The 21,035-nt window shown below is 52.3% G+C and carries 16 protein-coding genes; 10 read left to right on the forward strand and 6 right to left on the reverse strand.

Features of this window, described 5'->3' with window-relative positions; all coding sequences use genetic code 11:
* Positions 1-36: 36 nt before the first annotated feature.
* Positions 37-606 carry a HutD/Ves family protein gene (locus BJJ97_RS20405; protein ID WP_095995141.1) on the reverse strand — a complete coding sequence of 190 codons (570 nt, stop codon included), beginning with the start codon at positions 604-606 and terminating at the stop codon, positions 37-39.
* Positions 603-1,361, reverse strand: a complete 759-nt coding sequence (gene hutC / locus BJJ97_RS20410; protein WP_095995142.1) for a histidine utilization repressor — start codon at positions 1,359-1,361, stop codon at positions 603-605. The genes BJJ97_RS20405 and hutC overlap by 4 nt, the downstream gene beginning before the upstream one ends.
* A gap of 107 nt (positions 1,362-1,468) precedes the next feature.
* Here hutC and BJJ97_RS20415 point away from each other — a divergent pair, with 107 nt between their 5' ends.
* On the forward strand, positions 1,469-2,836 hold the full coding sequence (locus tag BJJ97_RS20415; protein WP_095995143.1) for a formimidoylglutamate deiminase: 1,368 nt from the start codon (positions 1,469-1,471) through the stop codon (positions 2,834-2,836).
* 91 nt (positions 2,837-2,927) lie between these two features.
* On the opposite strand, the gene galK is transcribed toward BJJ97_RS20415, so the two are convergent.
* A complete protein-coding gene (gene galK, locus BJJ97_RS20420; protein ID WP_095995144.1) occupies positions 2,928-4,091 on the reverse strand; it encodes a galactokinase in 1,164 nt (387 codons plus the stop codon).
* A gap of 9 nt (positions 4,092-4,100) precedes the next feature.
* Positions 4,101-5,141 carry a galactose-1-phosphate uridylyltransferase gene (gene galT / locus BJJ97_RS20425; RefSeq protein WP_095995145.1) on the reverse strand — a complete coding sequence of 347 codons (1,041 nt, stop codon included), beginning with the start codon at positions 5,139-5,141 and terminating at the stop codon, positions 4,101-4,103.
* A gap of 464 nt (positions 5,142-5,605) precedes the next feature.
* Between galT and galR the strand changes: the two genes are divergently transcribed.
* The gene (gene galR / locus BJJ97_RS20430) at positions 5,606-6,616 is read left to right on the forward strand and encodes an HTH-type transcriptional regulator GalR (protein WP_095700188.1); all 1,011 of its coding nucleotides are present in this window, start codon (positions 5,606-5,608) and stop codon (positions 6,614-6,616) included.
* A gap of 485 nt (positions 6,617-7,101) precedes the next feature.
* Positions 7,102-8,409, forward strand: a complete 1,308-nt coding sequence (locus BJJ97_RS20435; protein ID WP_095995146.1) for a maltoporin — start codon at positions 7,102-7,104, stop codon at positions 8,407-8,409.
* Positions 8,410-8,969: 560 nt separating this feature from the next.
* On the opposite strand, the gene BJJ97_RS20445 is transcribed toward BJJ97_RS20435, so the two are convergent.
* Positions 8,970-10,052 (reverse strand): ABC transporter ATP-binding protein, encoded by a 1,083-nt coding sequence (locus BJJ97_RS20445; RefSeq protein ID WP_095995147.1) that lies wholly within the window; start codon positions 10,050-10,052, stop codon positions 8,970-8,972.
* Positions 10,053-10,535: 483 nt separating this feature from the next.
* Here BJJ97_RS20445 and BJJ97_RS20450 point away from each other — a divergent pair, with 483 nt between their 5' ends.
* The 6 genes from BJJ97_RS20450 to BJJ97_RS20475 all read left to right on the forward strand — a co-directional run bounded on the left by BJJ97_RS20450 (position 10,536) and on the right by BJJ97_RS20475 (position 17,886).
* On the forward strand, positions 10,536-11,768 hold the full coding sequence (locus BJJ97_RS20450) for an extracellular solute-binding protein (protein WP_095995148.1): 1,233 nt from the start codon (positions 10,536-10,538) through the stop codon (positions 11,766-11,768).
* 90 nt (positions 11,769-11,858) lie between these two features.
* Entirely contained in the window at positions 11,859-13,175 is a 1,317-nt protein-coding gene (locus tag BJJ97_RS20455; RefSeq protein ID WP_095995149.1) for a sugar ABC transporter permease, read from the forward strand.
* A 12-nt stretch (positions 13,176-13,187) separates the two neighbouring features.
* Entirely contained in the window at positions 13,188-14,036 is an 849-nt protein-coding gene (locus BJJ97_RS20460; RefSeq protein ID WP_039474975.1) for a sugar ABC transporter permease, read from the forward strand.
* Positions 14,037-14,071: 35 nt separating this feature from the next.
* Positions 14,072-15,286 (forward strand): glycoside hydrolase family 53 protein, encoded by a 1,215-nt coding sequence (locus BJJ97_RS20465; RefSeq protein ID WP_095995150.1) that lies wholly within the window; start codon positions 14,072-14,074, stop codon positions 15,284-15,286.
* A 22-nt stretch (positions 15,287-15,308) separates the two neighbouring features.
* Positions 15,309-17,393, forward strand: coding sequence for a beta-galactosidase (locus tag BJJ97_RS20470; protein WP_319424410.1), 2,085 nt, complete (start codon positions 15,309-15,311; stop codon positions 17,391-17,393).
* A gap of 151 nt (positions 17,394-17,544) precedes the next feature.
* Positions 17,545-17,886 carry a glucose PTS transporter subunit EIIB gene (locus BJJ97_RS20475; RefSeq protein ID WP_010301002.1) on the forward strand — a complete coding sequence of 114 codons (342 nt, stop codon included), beginning with the start codon at positions 17,545-17,547 and terminating at the stop codon, positions 17,884-17,886.
* Positions 17,887-18,290: 404 nt separating this feature from the next.
* On the opposite strand, the gene BJJ97_RS20480 is transcribed toward BJJ97_RS20475, so the two are convergent.
* Positions 18,291-19,256, reverse strand: coding sequence for an aldo/keto reductase (locus BJJ97_RS20480; protein WP_095995151.1), 966 nt, complete (start codon positions 19,254-19,256; stop codon positions 18,291-18,293).
* A gap of 388 nt (positions 19,257-19,644) precedes the next feature.
* On the opposite strand from BJJ97_RS20480, the gene BJJ97_RS20490 reads away from it, so the two are divergent.
* Positions 19,645-20,835, forward strand: a complete 1,191-nt coding sequence (locus BJJ97_RS20490) for a NupC/NupG family nucleoside CNT transporter (protein WP_095701948.1) — start codon at positions 19,645-19,647, stop codon at positions 20,833-20,835.
* Positions 20,836-21,035: the final 200 nt, after the last annotated feature.

The following is a 21,035-nucleotide window of genomic DNA, read 5'->3' on the forward strand; positions in this document are numbered from 1 at the left end:
ACCAGACGACCGGGAGATAAACAGATAAACGATAGGCTAACTGCCGGAGGTGACGGGCTCAATCATGACGCAGGCGAAGATCTGGGTCGGTTGAGCACTCACCACCACCGTCGCAGGGGTGTCGATCAATAGACTGTCATAATGGTGCAGGAAGTGACGCTCGCCATCGACATTGACTTCAAGCGCATGACCCGCGTTGAACAGGAGCAATGAGCCTTGTTTAAGGCTCCACTCTCCGCTGTTCACCCAATGCACCGAGGCCTGTGTCGTTTTAGCATCATAGATAACATTGAAATCCAGAAGCGGGCCGCCGACAACATCACAGAAAACGTCGCTGTCGCCGTTAAAATCGGTGGGCTGAAATGTGGGGATCAATACGCTGCGCTCACCATCAACGGCCAGGAACATCCCTTCCCCTTCCAGTACGCTGATATTACGCTGGTACCCGGTAAAACGAGAAAACGGTCCGGCATCACGAATCGTAGCCACCGACACACGCCAGTCATACTGTTCCGTGGCGGGATAGCGGTACACTTCTTGTGTCACCCCCAGCCCATTCTTCCAGCGCATTTCCAGGTAGTTGATGTAAGGTAACCGCGTGGTCATTTGCGCATAATACCTTCCAGTCGGTAGCGCGATCCGGGATAGACCAAACGCACGCTAGTAACAATTTTTTTATCCTGCCGTCCCGTCCAAGTGCGACGATTCACCTGTAAGCACGGCGTATGCTCATCAATTTCCAGATACGCACACTCCACTCTGGTGATATTCACCGCCTCAATAATATGCTCCCCTTCAACGATAGGCGCGATGGAGCAGAGGTAGGCATTCGGCGTGATACGGGTGAAATCCTGCTGCAAATAGTCGGGCACAACCAGCGTATTCACCAACCGGTCTTCTAGCATCACTGGTACACCATTTTCATAATGGCAAATCAGTGAATGAAACAGACGGCTGCCTTTCGACAAATTAAACGCCGATGCCTGCTGGGCATCCGCATACACTTGGGTGAGTTCAAGCACCCGTGCATGATGGCGATGCCCACGGCTGGCTATCTCATCAGCGATGTTATTGATTTCCAGAAGCGCGGATTGCCCACGAATTTCTGAGACAAAGGTACCGACACCTTGCATACGTACCAGTAATCCTTCCGCAGTCAGTTCCCGCAAAGCACGATTAATGGTCATCCGGCTGTAACCAAACTGATTCACCAGTTCACTTTCGGAGGGCACACGGTAATTAACAGGCCAGACTCCACTATGAATGTTGGTCTTGATCATACTTTTCACCCTTTCATAGAAGGGGGCGGGCTGATCCAGATGATCCTCACCTACTGTTTTAAAAACGTCGCTTTGCGCCATGACTGCTTCCTCATCCTGATGACCGTTAAAGTTTACTCTACGCGCAATTAGATGTATATATATGAACATGTATATACATTTGACAAATAAAAAACCGGAGTGGTGACATGACCGTATATTTTGCAGAAAAAGCCCTGTTGCCACAGGGGTGGGCGAATAATGTCAAAATAACGCTCTCAGCAGAAGGCACCATCACATCGCTGGAAAGTGATAGCCTTCGGGACGAAAGCAGCATCCAACTTGACGGCTTTTTAGTTCCCGGTATGCCGAATCTCCATTCCCATGCTTTTCAGCGCGCGATGGCAGGATTAAGTGAAGTCATGGGCAATCCGGCCGACAGCTTCTGGACATGGCGAGATTTGATGTATCGACTGGTAGGGAAAATCACTCCTGAGCAGTTAGAAGTTATCGCCAGCTACCTGTATATCGAAATGCTGAAAGCTGGCTATACCTCTGTTGCCGAGTTTCATTACCTACACCACGACAAGAATGGGCAGCCCTACGCGCAACCTGCTGAACTCGCGCTACGTATCTCGCAGGCGGCGAACACCGCGGGTATTGGCCTGACGCTTCTACCGGTGCTCTATTCCTATTCCGGCTTTGGCGGGCAACCGGCTTCCTCGGAGCAGCGTCGGTTCATTAACGACACTGACCGTTATTTGGGGCTCTACGACAGTATCACCTCACAACTTGCCAATAATCCCATGCAGCGCACTGGACTTTGCTTTCACTCTCTTCGCGCGGTTACACCGGATCAAATGCGAACCGTGCTCGACTGTCACCCCCAAAAACAACCCATACATATTCATATCGCCGAGCAACAAAAAGAGGTGAACGACTGCATTGCCTGGTCTGGTCTGCGCCCCGTCGAGTGGTTATACCGCCATATGCCAGTGGATGAGCATTGGTGCCTGATCCACGCGACGCATATCACCGCAGAAGAAACCCGATTGATCGCGACTTCAGGTGCAGTCGCAGGTCTGTGCCTGACGACCGAAGCGAACCTTGGCGATGGGATTTTTCCAGGGCAGGAATATGTCTCACAGCAGGGAAACTGGGGAATTGGCTCCGATAGCCATATCAGCGTGAGCGCCAGTGAAGATTTACGTTGGTTTGAGTATGGGCAACGCCTGAATAAAAGGCGGCGTAACTTACTCCACCTGCCAGACGAACCATACATTGGCAATGTGCTTTACTCTGGTGCATTGCGAGGTGGTCGTATGGCACTGGGTCAACCGGTGGGCAAGCTCGCTGTGGGCGAACGGGCCGATATGCTCGTGCTGGACAGCCGCGATCCTTTCCTTGCCACAGCCAACGATCGGGAACGCCTAAACCGCTGGATTTTCGCCTGCTCAACAAATCCAATAAAAGATGTGATGGTCGGAGGGCGTTGGATCATCACTGATAAGCATCATGAAAAAGACGATGATGTAAGAGCATTATTCATTAAAGTAATGGAAAGCATCATCCACTAATAGATTGATATATTTAAAATATCCGAGAAAAAATAGAATCATCACGAGCAAGAGCCTCACAGGGGCTCTTGCTCGGAGGCCGTATAAAGACTTAACTCACACGCCCTGCACCGCCGGAGGCCTGACACAGATAGATGGACGGTTGAAGACCGGTACGCGCCGGATATTCCCGTTCAATCACCTGTTTAACTTCATCCGTCAGCGCCGAGGGGGTAAGGGCGACAATGCAGCCACCGAAACCGCCGCCAGTCATACGTACACCGCCCCGCTCACCGACATACTCCTGAATCAAATCCACCAGCGCATCGATCGGTGGCACGGTAATTTCAAAATCGTCGCGCATGGAGACATGCGATTCCGCCATTAGCGCAAACAAGCGATGCGCATCCTGACGCGCCAGCGCATCGGCCGCTTCCAGCGTACGGCGGTTCTCGGTAATAACGTGTCGCGCACGGCGTACCGCTACCGGATCCAGCCCCTCGATTCCCGCTTCAAACTGTGCGAGGGAAACATCACGCAGCGCCTTGACGTTAAAGTGACGCGCCGCCGATTCACACTGCTGGCGTCGCGTGTTGTATTCGCTGTCCACCAGCCCACGGCGTACGTTGGAATTCACGATCAGGACGTCAACACCATCGAGCATACGCACAGAGCGCCCTTCCAGAGAGCGGCAGTCGATCAGCAGCGCCTGACCAACACGCCCTTGAGCGGAAATAAACTGATCCATAATGCCGCAGCTACAGCCAACAAAATCGTTTTCCGCCTGCTGGCCGTTTAGCGCCACATCCAACTGGCTGATGTCCAGATTATTCAGCTCTTTGAACGTCTGCCCGATAGCCACCTCCAGCGAGGCCGATGAACTTAGCCCTGCGCCAGAAGGCACATTGCCGGAAACCACCATATCCATGCCGGTGATCGGCAGGCCACGCGCCTGCAAAAACTTCACCGTTCCACGGATATAGTTCGCCCAGGTGTAGTCTGGGTGAGGCACGATCTCTTTGGCGAGATCGAATTCATCCTGCTGGTTGTCAAAATCCACCGCGACCACCCGCACGATGCCATCCTGACGTATCGCCGCGCTGACCACCGTCTGGTAATCGATAGCACAAGGCAAGACAAAACCATCGTTATAGTCGGTGTGCTCGCCAATCAGGTTGACCCGACCGGGAGCCTGAATAGCCGCGTGCGGCGCATAGCCAAATAATCGGACAAAAACAGACTCGGTTAACTGACGTAGAGAATCAATACGGCTCATAAAATGACCTCAAATTTGCTCACGAAAATGGATATCACTCACGCTGCGTAAACGTTCAGCGGCCTGCTCTGCCGTCAGATCACGCTGCGCCTCAGCCAGCATTTCATAGCCGACCATAAATTTGCGCACGCTGGCGGAACGTAATAACGGGGGATAAAAATGGGCATGCAGTTGCCAATGTGCGATGTCATCACCTTTAAACGGCGCGCCATGCCACCCCATCGAATAGGGGAATGAACACTGGAACAAGTTGTCATAACGGCTGGTCAGCTTTTTCAGGATCAGTGCCAGATCGTCACGCTGAATGTCATTGAGCTGCGGCAACCGCTGTACGGCGAATTTGGGCAGGACCAGCGTTTCAAACGGCCACGACGCCCAGTAAGGGACAACCGCTAGCCAGTGCTCCGTTTCCACCACGATGCGCGATCCGTCAGCCTGCTCGCGGCGAACATAGTCCAGCAGTAGCGGCGAACCGTGGCGGGAGAAATAGTCTCGCTGTTGTTCATCTTCACGCTGTACTTCGTTCGGCAGAAAATCGTTAGCCCAAACCTGCCCGTGCGGATGGGAATTGGAGCACCCCATCATCGTCCCTTTATTCTCAAAAACCTGAACCCACGGATACCGCTTGCCCAGTTCCTCGGTTTGATCGCTCCACGTATCGATCACCGCTTTCAGCGCTGGCAGCGAAAGCTGTGGCAGACTTTTACTGTGATCGGGAGAAAAACAGATGACACGACTGACGCCACGAGCTTGCTGCACGCGGAAAAGCTCGTCGTCACCCGACGGTGCATCCGGCGTGTCCTCCATCAGAGCCGAGAAATCATTCGTAAAAACAAAGGTACCCTGATAGTGCGGGTTGATGTCGCCAGTAATGCGTTTATTACCCGCGCACAGATAGCAGGTCGGATCGTAAGGCGGTGGCGTAGCGCGATCCGGTTCATCCTGCTGCCCTTGCCAGGGGCGCTTGGCGCGATGCGGAGAAACCAGAATCCACTCGCCTTTCAGCGGGTTAAAACGGCGATGCGGATGTTCAGTCGGCTCAAACTGCATAAGCTATTCCTCAATACAAAACACAAATTCGGTACAACCGCGGCACCATCCGCAACCCATTGTAGGGCGCTAACAGTCCGTCAGAGATCTGGAAGAGGCATCAGGTCAGTCTGTAAACTCAGCCAGAAAAACCCCTTAATGTAATCAGTTTCACTATATGGCATGGATAAAATAGCTGTAATAATGCTGAACAACGATAGCAAGCTATCGTTTAGCTACCACACAAGTGTAATCGGTTACCCTAAATTTAAACCTCGGAATAGTATTTTGGAAGAGAGAAATGACCGATGATTGTTGATAGCGATCACATAAGTACGGTCTGGATCAAAAAGGAAAGGTGGTCGGATAGGTAACATCGCCCAAAAACCTGTACATTTATAAATATAAGTAATCGATTTTTTCTTTTAACTTGTGCGTTAGGCTACGGTCCGCCTCACCACGCATTTGACCGCTCAGGAATGCCAATGGCCACAATAAAGGATGTTGCTCGTCTATCAGGTGTATCAGTCGCTACGGTTTCGCGTGTAATTAATAACTCGCCTAAAGCCAGTACCGCCTCAAGGGAAGCCGTACACAAGGCCATGGCGGAGCTGCAATATCATCCGAATGCCAATGCCAGAGCGCTCGCGCACCAAAGTGCAGAGACTATGGGGCTGGTTGTCGCGGATGTGTCCGATCCCTTTTTCGGGACGATGGTTAAATCTGTCGAACAAATTGCCCAGGCAACCGGCAACTTTCTGCTAATTGGTAACGGCTATCACAATGCCGAACAGGAAAAGAAAGCCATTGAGCAGTTGATTCGCCACCGCTGTTCCGGGCTAGTCGTGCATGCAAAGATGCTTTCAGATGAGGAACTGGCGGCGCTGATGAGCCACATTCCTGACATGGTGCTCATCAACCGCACGTTACCCGGTTATGAAAATCGCTGCGTTGCGCTCGACGATCGCTATGGCTCCTGGCTGGCAACGCGTCATTTAATTCAGGAAGGCCATCAGCGGATCGGTTTTCTCTGTTCTAATCACCAAATTTCCGACTCCGCCGACCGTCTGCAAGGCTATGTGGATGCGCTGCAAGAGCACGGCATCGCACGGGATGAACGCCTCATTGCCCGCGCTTCACCGGACGAAGTGGGCGGCGAATCAGCCATGATGGAGCTGCTGAGTCGGGGCGGCAACATGACAGCAGTCGTGTGCTACAACGATTCCATGGCCGCCGGCGCCCTTTCTGTCCTGAGTGATAACAGCATCAGCGTACCGCAGGATATGTCAGTAGTCGGGTTTGATGACGTACTGATCGCCCGCTACCTCCGCCCTCGCCTGACGACCGTGCACTATCCGGTTTCCGCCATGGCAATTCAGGCCGCAGAATTAGCCATCGCGTTATCCCACGGTAAACAGCTCAGTGAAACCACGAACATGTTTAGCCCGACGCTGGTACGCCGCCATTCTGTTAGTCCCCCATCCCGTAAGAAATAACCGTTTTTTATCACTCAGCTTGCCCGATGCGGTCATCCCTCGCATCAGGCAAGCGCGACATCATTGCCTTTCTACACTTACACGCCCTGTGCTTTATTTCTCTTCCGCAGACACCCTTTCACTCTTTTTCTAAAATGTTTCCTACTCGGCATCGCATCACTCCTTTTATGTAACGCCGCCGATTCTGACATAAAAAAATTTTATGCTGCATTTTAGTCACGCTAGAAAAACGTGTAACCAGTTACACACCATTATGCAGCGAATAACACCGCACCATTGCTGATAAACAATCAAAGCACCACCTGTAACATCGTTACATCAGTGTAAATATTGGTGTAACTCTTTTGTATTTTGTGAGAACTATCATGTCACGCACCATTTTATTCCCCCATAATCCTTCGCCATGAGTGGAAACGTTTTACCTCCGTTCACGTCATGTTATTTGGAACATCCACATTCTTACCCGAATAAGCGAAAGGTATATTATGAAAAGAAAACTGCTGACGACATCCATTGCACTGAGTTTGGCAATGCTGGCAACCCCTTCTTATTCTGTTGATTTTTCAGGATACTTCCGTTCTGGCGTGGGTGCTTCAAACCACGGAAAACAACAGGCAGCCGATAAAAGTTATGTGGGAAGATTAGGTAACGAAGATGACACCTACGGCGAAATCCAATTAGGGCAGCAGCTGTATAACGAAAATGGGAAAACGTTTTACTTCGATAGCATGATTTCCATGTTCTCCAACGGCTCGAACGATAATGAAACGACAAAAAATGACGATGCCGAATTTGGTTTGCGCCAGTTAAACCTTCAGGCAAAAGGGTTTGTACCTGGCCTGCCGGATGCCACGGTATGGGCGGGGAAACGTTACTATCAGCGTCATGACTTGCACATCATTGATACCAAATACTGGAATATCTCCGGTGCGGGTGCCGGGATCGAAAACGTCAAAGCGGGTGAAGGCGCGTTCTCTTTTGCCTGGATCCGTGCCGATGCTGAAAACATGAACGTCGACTGTAGCAACAGCATTAACAGTCAGGAATGTCAAAGCAGAACAGACACCTACGACGATCTGAATATCAACTATCTGGACGCACGCTATGCGGGCTGGAAGCCGTGGGACGGCGCGTGGACGGAGTTCGGTATCTCCTACGCGATGCCAAATGAAGCGGACACGCAGAAAAATATCTTCCTCGCGGAAGGGCAAAAATTCGATCCTAAAAACTCGATGATGATCACGGGCGAGCTCAGCCACTACTTCTCTGGCCTCAAATCTAACCAGAAACTGGTGCTGCAATATGCCGACAAAGGGCTGGCGCACAACATGGTCGATCAGGGCGGCGGCTGGTATGACGTCTGGAGCATCAACGACAGCGCCAAAGGCTACCGCGTCATTCAGGCCGGTGATCTGCCGATCACTGATAATATTTCTCTTAGCCATGTTCTGACCTACGGTAAAGCGGATGAAATCAGCCGCTGGCGCGACAGCACAGAATTATTGTCTGCGGTAGGTCGCGGCCAATATGTCTGGACCAAGAACCAAAAAACCTATCTGGAAGCTGGCGCATATCAGAAAAAAGACAGCTGGAAAGCGGGTACAGAAACCAAATACAGTGGTGAGAAATACACGCTGGCACATGCCTTCACCGCCGATATTCCCATGATGACACGCCCGGAACTGCGCTTCTTCGTGTCTTACCAAAACCGTGGAAATGAAAACCGCAACACCTTCAACGACGCTCGCAGCAATGCAGTGAACTTCGGTATTCAGGCAGAAGCCTGGTGGTAATACCGCACTAACCCTCAGCTCGACGGGCCCATCATTCCCGTCGGGTATTTCCCAAAAGGCTTTTTTCGGAAAGCCTTTTTCTATTGCGGATATCTACGCACTCACTGTTTTTCTTACATCGGCGTAAAAAATCGCGCTGAGGTGTACATGATCGCCGGATGAGCGGCATGGACGCCGCGAAAGGCTGCGCCGCGTCGGACAAAAACGTCGAGACGTTTTTGAACAGCACTTGTGCTGGCCCGAAGGGCGAGCCCCGTTTATGGGGCGAGTAAACGCGTCGCAGGCGGTCCGAATAGCGAGCATGAACACCGAAGGCACCGCGAAGCGGCGCGAATCACGCCGAAAAGCCAGTGGTCAAGGCGCTGCGGCGATTGAGCGCGCCTTGTCGGGCGTGTAACGATGTTACAGAGAAATAAGGTGCCTAACACGCACGAAACACTTACACCGCATCAGCATAAAGAAAAACAGCTTCTACAATAGGCCGTAGACAGCAACAGAAACAGCGCCGTTAAGGGCGCTGTTTGGCAGGATGCGTTAATTCTTCAGACTCAATAAGCTAACTAGCCGCTGATACGCAGGCCATCGGCGTTGAACACCAGACAGTTACTGGGTGAGAAGAAAACCTCAATGTGTTCATACGGCTTGAAGGCGCTGTCGCCCGCCAGCAGAAGCTTGAAGTTATCAATGCCGCAGCATTGGCCGAACAGGTAGGTGCTATTACCTAAGCGTTCGACAACCTCGCAGCCGAATGACAGGCGAATCCCCTCGCCTTCTGGTGACACATGTTCAGGCCGCAGCCCCAGTGTTACCGTGCTGCCAACGCTCAGTTCACCGGTACGGATCGGCAGCTCAAGCTGTAGCTGGTCGGCAACATTCACCGTCAGGCTATCCGGCGTCCAATCGATGACCTGCGCAGGCAGGAAATTCATTTTTGGCGAGCCGATAAAGCCCGCGACAAACTGATTAACCGGATGATAATAAAGCTCCATCGGCGATCCTACCTGCTCGACTTTGCCGTAATTCATGACCACGATTTTATCAGCCAGCGTCATGGCTTCGACCTGATCGTGCGTCACATAGATCATCGTCGTTTTCAATTCCTGATGCAGTTTGGCGATGTGCAACCGCATATCAACGCGCAGTTCCGCATCCAGATTCGACAGCGGTTCATCAAACAGGAACACTTTCGGGTTACGCACGATAGCGCGCCCTATCGCCACACGCTGGCGCTGACCGCCGGATAGCTCTTTCGGTTTGCGCTCTAGCAGGTGAGACAGTTGCAGCGTCTTCGCCACCATCTCGATCTGGTGCTTAATCTGGTCTTTCGGGACACCATTCACGCGCAGGCCGTAGCCCATATTCTCAGCGACGGTCATGTGCGGGTACAACGCATAAGACTGGAACACCATCGCCACGCCACGGTGAGCGGGTGCAACATCATTCACCACTGCTTCATCAATCATGATTTCACCGCCTGTGACATCTTCCAGCCCGGCAATCATTCTCAGCAACGTCGACTTACCACAGCCAGACGGCCCAACAAAAACGGCGAACTCGCCATCCGCAATCGTCAGATTCACATCGTGAAGCGTAATCGTTTTGCCAAAATGCTTACTCACTCTATCCAACTGGATCGACGCCATAACGGTAACCTCTTGATAATTTTGCTTTTCAGGATATAAGCGCTGAGTCACAACGGCCCAGTGGTCGTCTACTCAAAATGGCTCGGTAGCCCTTCCAGACGCATTAGCATCCGGCCAGGTTTACCTGCACGCTGGTCATAATTGCAATATAACAGCATGGTGTAACCGTTTGCACAAACAGGGGGTTACTTTTGTGCATAAGATCACAGCCTTTACATGTTTCGCTGGCAGACGTGGCGCACTCTGCTTAATGTAATCGCCATTGGTGTAACCGTTATCCTAGTTTGTGGAAAACGCGCAATAAAGCGTCAAGCGCCACACAGCGACGATCGCCAAACAACGTGTACTGTTAAATGCCTCATTCCCTGCCGTGTGATGTAACGTTACACCCACATCGCACAGGGACAGCAAAAACGGTGAAAACGGGAAAGTACGCGACAATTTCCGACCATGATTGGCCCACCAGGGCTTTGAGGACTAATGATGAAAATGAAAACACTGACCACCGTCATTATGATTTCACTGGGTATCACCGGCGTACTCAGCAAATCAGCACTGGCAGCCGACAAAGAACTTCTGGTATGGGAAGATATCAAGAAATCCGACGGCATCGCCGACGCGATAAAAGCCTTTGAAAAACAGAATAATGTCAAAATCAAAGTGCTGGAAACGCCCTACGCGCAGCAGATTGAGAAACTCCGTCTGGATGGCCCAGCAGGAATCGGCCCAGATGTGATCGTGATGCCACACGATCAGGTGGGTACCGCCGTAGTTCAGGGGTTGATTAGCGAACTGAAGCTGGATCAGACATTCCTGTCGAGTTTCACCAAACCGGCACTGGAAGCACAAACCTATAATGGTAAGCTGTACGGCGTGCCGAAAGCCGTTGAAACCACCGTACTGGTGTACAACAAAGATCTGATGCCACAGCCGCCGGAAAAATTCGACGACCTGTTCACCTTCTCCAAACAGCAACGTGCAGAAGGCCGTTACGGCCTGCTGGCGAAATTTGACGAGATTTATTACGCCTATGGCGTCATCGCCGGGATGGGTGGCTACATTTTCGGGCAGAACAGCAACGGTTCACCGAACGTAAAAGACATCGGTCTGGATAAAAAAGCCACCATCGATGCCGTCAACTACATCAAGAAATTCTACGCCGATGGCCTGTTCCCGCCGGGTATCGTCGGTGAAACCGGCGCTAACGCGATCGATTCCCTGTTTACCGAGAAAAAGGCCGCTGCCGTCATTACCGGCCCGTGGGCATTCCAGCCGTATAAAAACGCCGGCGTAAACTATGGCGTCGCGCCACTGCCGCTGCTGCCAAACGGTGAGCATCCACGTTCGCTGCTGGGCGTGAAAGGCTACAGCATCTCCACCTACTCCAAGAACAAAGAGCTGGCGCAGAAATTCATTGAGTTCATCAATCAGCCTGAGTACGCCAAAATCCGCTTCCAGTTAACCGGTGAAATCCCACCGATCGCTGCGCTGGTTGACGATCCGCTGATTAAGGACGACGAAAAATCCCGTGCTGTCGCGATCCAGTCTGGCTATGCCGTTCCTATGCCGAGCGTACCGGAAATGCAGGAAGTCTGGACACCCGCGAACAGCGCGCTGCAACTGAGCGTGACCGGTAAGCAGGACACCAAAGCGGCGCTGGAATCTGCCGTGAAGATTATCAAAATGCAGATCGAAGCTAACCACAGTAACCAGTAATCCCCCGCACCACCGTGGGTCAACATGGGATCCCTTATTTCTCCCCAATCGGTTTCGGGGTGTGTAGGGGAACCCCATGTTTTGAAGAAAATGGAGGTAGATGTGACCGTCAACGCTAGCGGCCTTACGCCACAAGAAAGAGGATGTCGCCACGCCAGAACGGCTGTATTGCTGGCGCTCGTCCCCGGACTCGGACAGATTTATAATCGCCAGTTCGTCAAAGGCACGCTTTTCTTTATCGTCATGGTCTGCTTCATCGGCATATTCCATGATTTCCTGCGAAACGGCGCCTGGGGGCTCATCACGCTGGGCACCGAGCTGCCGCGCGATCACTCTATTTTTCTGCTAGCAAAAGGCATTATCAGTGTGATCGTCGCTGCTTTTGGCGTCGGCGTTTACTATCTCAGCCTGCGCGATGCTTACGTGTGCGGCACCAGACGCGATAAAGGCCTGCCGTTGAACAGCGTGAAGAAGCAATATCAGATGCTACTGAGCGAAGGCTTCCCTTATCTGATGATCACGCCCGGCTTCATCCTGCTGGTCTTTGTCGTGGTTTTCCCGATTATTTTCGGCTTTTCCATCGCCTTTACCAATTACAACCTCTACCACACGCCGCCCGCCAAACTGGTCGACTGGGTGGGGATGACGAACTTTATCAACATTTTCCGGCTCGATCTCTGGCGTTCGACATTCTTTGACGTGCTGCAATGGACGGTGATTTGGACGCTGATTGCGACCACACTTCAGTGCGCCGTGGGCATCCTGCTGGCGATTTTGGTGAACCAGAAAGGCCTGCGTTTCAAACCGCTGATCCGCACCATTCTGATCCTGCCGTGGGCGGTGCCGGGCTTCGTTACCATTCTGGTTTTCGCAGGGATGTTTAACGAAACGTTTGGCGTGATTAATAACGGCATTCTGGCCGCATTGGGGATTGAGCCTAAAGCGTGGATGACCGATCCGTTCTGGACCAAGACCGCGCTGATTCTGATGCAAACCTGGTTAGGCTTCCCGTTTGTGTTCGCCATGACGACGGGCGTATTGCAGGCGATTCCTGACGATTTGTACGAAGCCGCAACGATTGATGGCGCCAGCAGCTGGTACAAGCTGACCACTATCACGCTGCCGCTGGTGCTCTACTCCATTGCGCCTATCATCATCACGCAGTACACGTTCAACTTTAATAATTTCAACATCATCTATCTGTTCAACAATGGTGGACCAGCAGTGATCGGCTCCAACGCAGGTGGGACGGATATTCTGGTGTCTTGGATTTATAAGCTGACCATGTCTTCTTCCCAATATGCGATCGCAGCCAGCATCACCATTCTGCTGTCGATTTTTGTCGTGGGAATCGCGCTGTGGCAGTTCCGCGCAACCAATTCCTTCAAACAAGACAACATGGCATAGGAAAGCGCGCAGATGAAAAAACACAGCGTTAAACGCCAGAATTTTATCAAACTCGGCCTGACCTACCTGCTGCTGACGATCGTGGCGGTCATCATTATTTATCCACTGATCTGGACGGTAGGCGCGTCATTGAACCCCGGCAACAGCCTGCTCAACACCTCGATCATCCCAGATAACTTCTCCTTCATTCACTATGAGGAGCTGTTTAACGGCCAGATTGACTACGCCGCGTGGTACTGGAACTCGATGAAGATCAGCTTCCTGACCATGATTTTGACGCTCGTCAGCGTCAGTTTCACCGCGTATTCCTTCTCTCGCTTCCGCTTTCGCGGTCGCCAGAACGGGCTGATGCTGTTTCTGCTGTTGCAGATGATTCCGCAGTTCTCTGCCCTGATCGCCATCTTCGTACTGGCACAGATGCTGGGGCTGGTGAACAGCCATATTGCGCTGGTGCTGGTTTACGTCGGCGGCATGATCCCGATGAACACCTATCTGATGAAAGGCTATCTGGATGCCATTCCGAAAGATCTGGATGAGTCCGCGCGTATGGACGGCGCGGGTAACTTCCGCATCTTTATCGAGATCATCATGCCGCTGTCCAAGCCGATCATCGCGGTGATCGCCCTGTTCTCGTTTACCGGTCCGCTGGGTGATTTCATTCTCTCCAGCACCATCCTGCGTACGCCGGATCAGTACACGCTGCCCATCGGGCTGTACAACCTGGTCTCGCAGAAGATGGGTGCCAGCTACACCACCTACGCCGCGGGTGCCGTGCTGATCGCGGTGCCAGTCGCCATTCTTTATCTTTCATTGCAAAAGTACTTTGTCTCCGGCCTGACTTCCGGCGGAACCAAAGGGTAATTACTCAACATCTGTACAAATTCCAGGAACGTAAAATGAAAATGAAAAAACGCGTACTGATGGCCGCCATGCTCGCCACTGGCCTGCTGACTGTCTCCCTGCCGCAAACCCTGTATGCCGCAGAAAATGTGACGATCAACGCATTGACGAACGTCCCTGCCGACTTCATTAAAGGCGCGGACATTTCCATGCTGAACGAGGTGGAAAAGCACGGCGGAAAATTTTATGACGAGCATGGCAAGCAGAAAGACGCCATGCTGATCCTGAAAGAAAACGGCATTAACTATATCCGTCTGCGTATCTGGAACGATCCGAAAGATGCGGCAGGCAATGGTTACGGCGGCGGCAATAACGATCTGGCGACCACGCTGGCGCTGGCTAAACGCGCCAAAGCGAACGGTATGAAAGTGCTGCTGGATTTCCACTACAGCGATTTCTGGACCGATCCGGCCCACCAAAACAAGCCCAAAGCCTGGTCTGGCCTCAACGTCGCGCAGCTCACGACTGCCGTACATGACTACACCAAAGCCACGATTAGCGAATTCCAGAAAGCGGGCGTCATGCCGGATATGGTGCAGATCGGTAACGAACTGAACGGCGGAATGTTGTGGCCGGAAGGAAAAAGCTGGGGTCAGGGTGGCGGTGAATTCGATCGCCTCGCGGCGCTGCTGAAAGCCGGTATTCAGGGCGTGAAGGACGTACAGGGCGCGAATAACGTCAAGATCATGCTGCATCTGGCGGAAGGCACCAAAAACGACACCTTTATCTGGTGGTTCGATGAAATCGTCAAACGTAATGTCCCGTTTGATGTGATTGGTGCCTCGTTCTACACCTACTGGAACGGCCCTATCAGCGCGTTGCAGTACAATATGAACGACGTCACCAAGCGCTACAATAAAGACATCATTGTGGTTGAAGCAGCTTATGCCTACACGCTGGAAAACTGCGATAACGCAGAAAACAGCTTCCAGCAAAAAGAGCTGGATGCAGGCGGCTACCCGGCCTCCGTTCAGGGTCAGGCCAATTACCTGCACGATTTGATGCAAAGCGTCATCAACGTCCCCAACCAACGCGGCAAAGGCGTCTTCTATTGGGAGCCAATCTGGCTGCCGACTCCCGGCGCAACCTGGGCTACGAAAGCTGGCATGAAATACAACAACGACGAATGGAAGGAAGGCAACGCGCGGGAAAATCAGGCGCTGTTCGATTGCAAAGGCAACGTCCTGCCTTCCATCAAAGCGTTTAAGTAAGCCGTAAACCGTATTCAACGCGTTGACAACCCGTTTAGGAGAGAACGATGTTCAAATTCCCCCATTAAGCAGCAAGGTGCCTGTTCTGCTGCACGGCGCAGACTATAACCCTGACCAATGGCTGGACGATCCCGAGGTTCTGGAAAAAGACATTGAGATGATGAAGCAGACCCAGTGCAACGTCATGTCCGTGGGCATTTTTAGCTGGTCCGGGATTGAGCCGGAAGAAGGCCGCTACGAATTTGGCTGGCTGGACGGCATCCTCGACACACTGCATGCCAACGGTATCTTCGTTTTTCTGGCGACACCAAGCGGTGCGCGCCCAGCCTGGCTCTCGCAGAAATACCCTGACGTGTTGCGCGTGGGCAGCAACCGCGTGCGGGCGCTGCACGGCGGTCGCCATAACCACTGCCTGAGCTCACCGAACTATCGCGAGAAAGTGAAACAAATCAACACCCAGCTGGCAAAACGTTACTCGAACCATCCTGCGGTGATCGGCTGGCATATTTCCAACGAATACGGTGGAGAGTGCCATTGCGATACCTGCCGCAGCACCTTCCAAAACTGGCTGAAAGCCCGCTACGGCACGATAGACGCGCTGAATAAAGCATGGTGGAGCACCTTCTGGAGCCACACCTACACCGACTGGTCGCAGTTAGAGCCCCCATCGCCTATCGGTGAAATGTCGATTCACGGCCTGAATCTGGACTGGAAACGCTTTAACACCTCACAGGTTAGCGATTTCTGTGCCGCCGAAATTGCGCCGCTAAAAGCCGAAAATCCGTCTCTGCCAGCGACGACGAACTTCATGGAATATTTCTATGATTACGACTACTGGCAGTTAGCGAAAGTGATCGACTTTATCTCCTGGGACAGCTACCCGCTGTGGCATAACGCGGAAGATGACTGCACGCTGGGTGCCTACACCGCGATGTATCACGACCTGATGCGTACGCTAAAAGGTGGGAAGCCTTTCTACCTGATGGAGTCAACGCCGAGCCTGACCAACTGGCAGCCGATCAGCAAACTGAAAAAGCCGGGAATGCATATCCTGTCTTCACTTCAGGCCGTCGCACACGGGTCAGACTCTGTGCAATATTTCCAGTGGCGTAAGAGCCGTGGTTCCGTTGAGAAATTTCACGGTGCCGTCGTCGATCATGTCGGACATATCGACACCCGCGTCGGGCGTGAAGTGCAGGAGTTGGGTGACATTCTCAACAAACTCGCGCCGGTGGCAGGCAGTCGTGTTGATGCCAAAGTCGCCATCATTTTCGACTGGGAAAGCCGCTGGGCGATGGACAACGCCCAAGGGCCGCGCAACGCAGGGCTGTTCTACGAAAAAACCGTCACCGAACATTATCGTACGTTCTGGGAACAGGGCGTGGCGGTAGATATCATCAACGCCGATGTCGATCTCAGCGGCTATCAGCTCGTCATCGCCCCGATGCTCTACATGGTGCGCGATGGCTTTGCCGAACGCGTCGATGCCTTCGTCAAACAAGGCGGCCGCTTCGTCACCACCTACTGGTCTGGCGTCGTCAACGAAACCGATCTGTGCCACCAAAACGGCTTCCCCGGTCCGCTGCGTCCTATCATGGGAATCTGGGCGGAAGAAATTGACGGGCTGTACGATCATGAAAGCAACAGCATCAGCGGTCTGAGCGGTAACGAACAAGGTCTGGTCGGCCCGTATCAGGTCACCCACCTGTGCGAGCTGATTCATCTCGAAGGTGCGCGGGCGCTGGCAACCTATGACAGCGATTTCTACGCTGGACGTCCGGCCGTTACGGTCAATGATTACGGCAAGGGTCAAGCCTATTACATCGCGTCGCGCAACGATCTCACCTTCCAGCGTGATTTCTTCACTACGCTGATACAGACGCTGGATTTACCGCGAGCGCTGCCGACCGATCTGCCTTACGGCATTGTGGCTCATCGTCGTGATGACGGGGAAAGTGAGTTTATCTTCGTACAGAATTACACGGCAACGCCGCAGCAGATCACGCTGCCTGCCGTATACGAAGAAATGACCACTGGCAGCACACTTTCAGGGGTGCTCGACCTGTCAGGTTACGGCTGCCGGATCCTACGTCGCGCATTGCAGTAAGATTCATACTTGTTAGTTAAGCATTACGATACCGGGCGGGCACGGTGCAGAGGTTCCTACGGAACGTCATCACCGTGTTTTGCCTAACAGTAATGTTACGTGAACGGCATTATCATACGCATGCTGATAAACAAACGAAGAGGTGACTACGATGGGCAAGATTCACAATTTTCGGAAATTGTTCGCGTCAATGTTGGGTAAGCAAATTACCGAAATTGAAATCGCTTCACCGCTAGACAAAGAAAACTTGCAGCAGTTGGTAACCGCCTTTGGTGGCAAAGAAAATATCGTCAGTCTGGATGCCTGCATCACCCGCCTGCGGGTCGAGGTTCATAGCCTACGGCTAGTTAACAGCGACAGCCTGCAAAAACTGGGGGCTATCGGCGTGATCATCGTCGGCCATCAGGTACAGGCCATCTTCGGCACCCAGTCGGATAACCTACGCCGCGAGCTAGCCGCCTGGTTTGAGGATGATGGCGCAGAAGCGCGGTAGCGGTTTTAGGTCTGCTTGGCCGCGGTCTTTTTATGCCACGATTGAGGCAGTTTCGTGCGCGATAAATGTTGTGAATGTATGAGTACCTTGCCGTTATCCGGCGTAAAAATTATGCAGCGGTGAGCTTGGCCGCCGAGTGAGCGACAGGACGTCGCGAAAACCAGTGCCGCGTCGGGAACGCGTCACTGGTGGCTCGATTAGCGGTCATGAACACCGATGGGACCGCGTCAGCGGCATAATTCCCGCCAAAAGCCGGGGTTCATAGGGGGCTGGCGAGCCCCCTATGTCGGGCGCGTGCTACGAAGCAGCATGAAAATGACGGAATTATGGCGCACGAAACCATTTCCACATCTGCATGTAATGTCCACACCCGCATATAAAAGTGTGACGAAGAAAGCCGCTTCCTAATAACGACTCGCACGATCCAGCAACTCGATATCTTCTGCTGGCAGCACCAGCCGGGTCGCACCCGCGAGTTCAGCGACCTGATCCAGCGATGTCGCACTGGCGATCGGGGCGGTGATGCTCGGACGAGCGATCAGCCATGCCAGCGCAACCTGCGACGGCGTCGTCTGATGTGCATTCGCCACGCTATCCAACGCTTCCAAAATGGTGCGGCCGCGCTCGTTCAGGTATTTCTCCACCACGCCCTGTCCGCGGGCACTTTTCGATGCATCCTTCGGCTGACGATACTTGCCCGACAGAAACCCGCTAGCCAGCGAATAATAGCTAATGACCCCAATCCCCTGCTCACGCACCAGCGGTTCTAGCGCAGCTTCATAGCCCTGCCGATCGTACAAATTGTATTCCGGTTGCAGCGTTTCATAACGCGCCAAATGGTTGGCCTTACTGACTTTCAGCGCCTCAGCCAGACGTGCCGCGCTGTAGTTGGACGCACCAATCGCGCGTACCTTTCCTTCTTTAATCAGTGCATCAAACGTCGCCAGCGTTTCTTCCAGCGGCGTGTCTTTATCGTCAGCATGTGCCTGATAAAGATCGATATAGTCAGTTTGCAAGCGCTGCAATGAAGCCTCAACCGCCTGACGAATATAGCGAGGGGACAGCCCTTTCTTGCCATCGCCCAAATCCATCCCCACTTTGGTGGCAAGAATGACCTTGTCGCGCTGGCCGTTTTTTTTCAGCCAGTTGCCGATTATGGTTTCAGATTCACCGCCCTGATTACCGGGTGCCCAGCGCGAATAAACATCGGCGGTATCAATGAAATTCAGTCCGTGCGCCAGCAGCGCATCCAGCAGGCTAAACGATGTCGACTGATCGACCGTCCAGCCAAAAACGTTGCCGCCGAACGAGAAAGGCGGCACCACGATTCCAGAACGTCCAAGCTCACGTGTGGTATTTGATACTGACATAATCACTCTCCTTTTGAATCATGCAGAAAACATCATGAAAAAACCCCGCCAGCCTGCAATGCAGAACACGGCGGTTCGTTTTCTATACCCTAAATAATTCAAGTTTCAGGAAGGCGGCAAGCGAGGGAGTCCCGATGAGCTTACTCAAGTAAGTGACTCGGGTGACTGAACGCAGCCAACGCACATGCAACTTGAAGGATGACGAGTATGTGTGGAATAAGAATAATGAATGAGTAGAAAAGTGCGAATAACGAGACGTAGCATTTAGTTTAGGTAAAATCCCAAGGTATAATTGTTTTTTTGCGTTCTTCCTCTCATTTTTAATGCACGCGTTACATAAAATGACGTGGAAAATTAGGCCTGCCTCATATTTGGAGCACACATGTCCCTGTCCCATATCGCGCAATTTATTCTGGCGCTGGTTGTTGTTGCGGCGCTGGCGCTACTCGTCTGCCGCGATCGTAAAAGTATTCGTATTCGTTTTATTATTCAGTTACTCGTCATCGAAATTCTGCTCGCTTATTTCTTCTTGTACTCGGACATTGGATTAGGCGCAGTCAAAGGGGTCGCAGCGCTGTTCGACAAACTACTCGGATTTGCAGGTCAAGGGACGGACTTCGTATTCGGTGACATGGTTAACAGTGAGAAGAACCTGATTTCCTTCTTCTTTAAAGTCCTCTGCCCTATCGTCTTCATTTCCGCGCTGATCGGTATCCTGCAACACATTAGAGTGCTGCCCATCATCATCCGCGCGATTGGTACGGTCCTGTCCAAAGTGAACGGCATGGGTAAACTGGAATCTTTTAACGCAGTCAGTTCACTGATTCTCGGCCAGTCCGAAAACTTCATTGCCTACAAAGACATTCTGGGCAAGATGTCTGAAAAACGCATGTACACCATGTCCGCGACCGCCATGTCGACTGTTTCGATGTCTATCGTCGGTGCGTACATGTCCATGCTGGATGCCAAATTCGTGGTTGCCGCGTTGATTCTGAACATGTTCAGTACCTTCATCGTGCTGTCGCTGATTAACCCCTACAAAGTCGGTGAAGAGCCGGAATTGCAGTTGGGTACTCTGCATGAAAATCAGAGCTTCTTTGAAATGCTGGGCGAATACATTCTGGCAGGTTTCAAAGTGGCCGTTATCGTTGCCGCGATGCTGATCGGCTTCATTGCACTGATTGCCGCGGTCAACGCCGTTTTCAGCGCCATTTTTGGCATCAGCTTCCAGGAAGTTCTCGGCTACGCGTTCTATCCGTTCGCCTGGATCATGGGTATTCCATCTCACGAAGCCCTTCAGGTTGGTAGCATCATGGCGACCAAACTGGTTTCTAACGAATTCGTGGCGATGCTGGAACTGCAAAAAGTGGCTGGCGAACTGTCTCCACGCAGCGTGGGTATCCTGTCTGTGTTCCTGGTGTCCTTCGCCAACTTCTCGTCCATCGGTATTATTGCCGGCGCGATTAAAGGCCTGAACGAACAACAGGGCAACGTGGTTTCCCGTTTCGGCCTGAAACTGGTTTACGGTTCTACGCTGGTGAGCATCCTTTCCGCTGCTATCGCGGGTCTGGTGCTGTAATCCTTCATCACGTTATAAAATTCTTATCTCTATCCGGCGGCCTTGTGCTGCCGGATTCTTTTTCCTACAAACCCTGACATATCTTCCACATTTCCTTCATTTTTATCCGGCATCTCCTGTTTAAACTAGTAAAATAAGGCCATTGGTCTACTAACGTGCTGGGTATGACAGCCAACGCACATGCAGCGTGAAGTATGCGG

It is taken from the genome of Pectobacterium polaris (genome assembly GCF_002307355.1).
GTDB lineage: Bacteria > Pseudomonadota > Gammaproteobacteria > Enterobacterales > Enterobacteriaceae > Pectobacterium > Pectobacterium polare.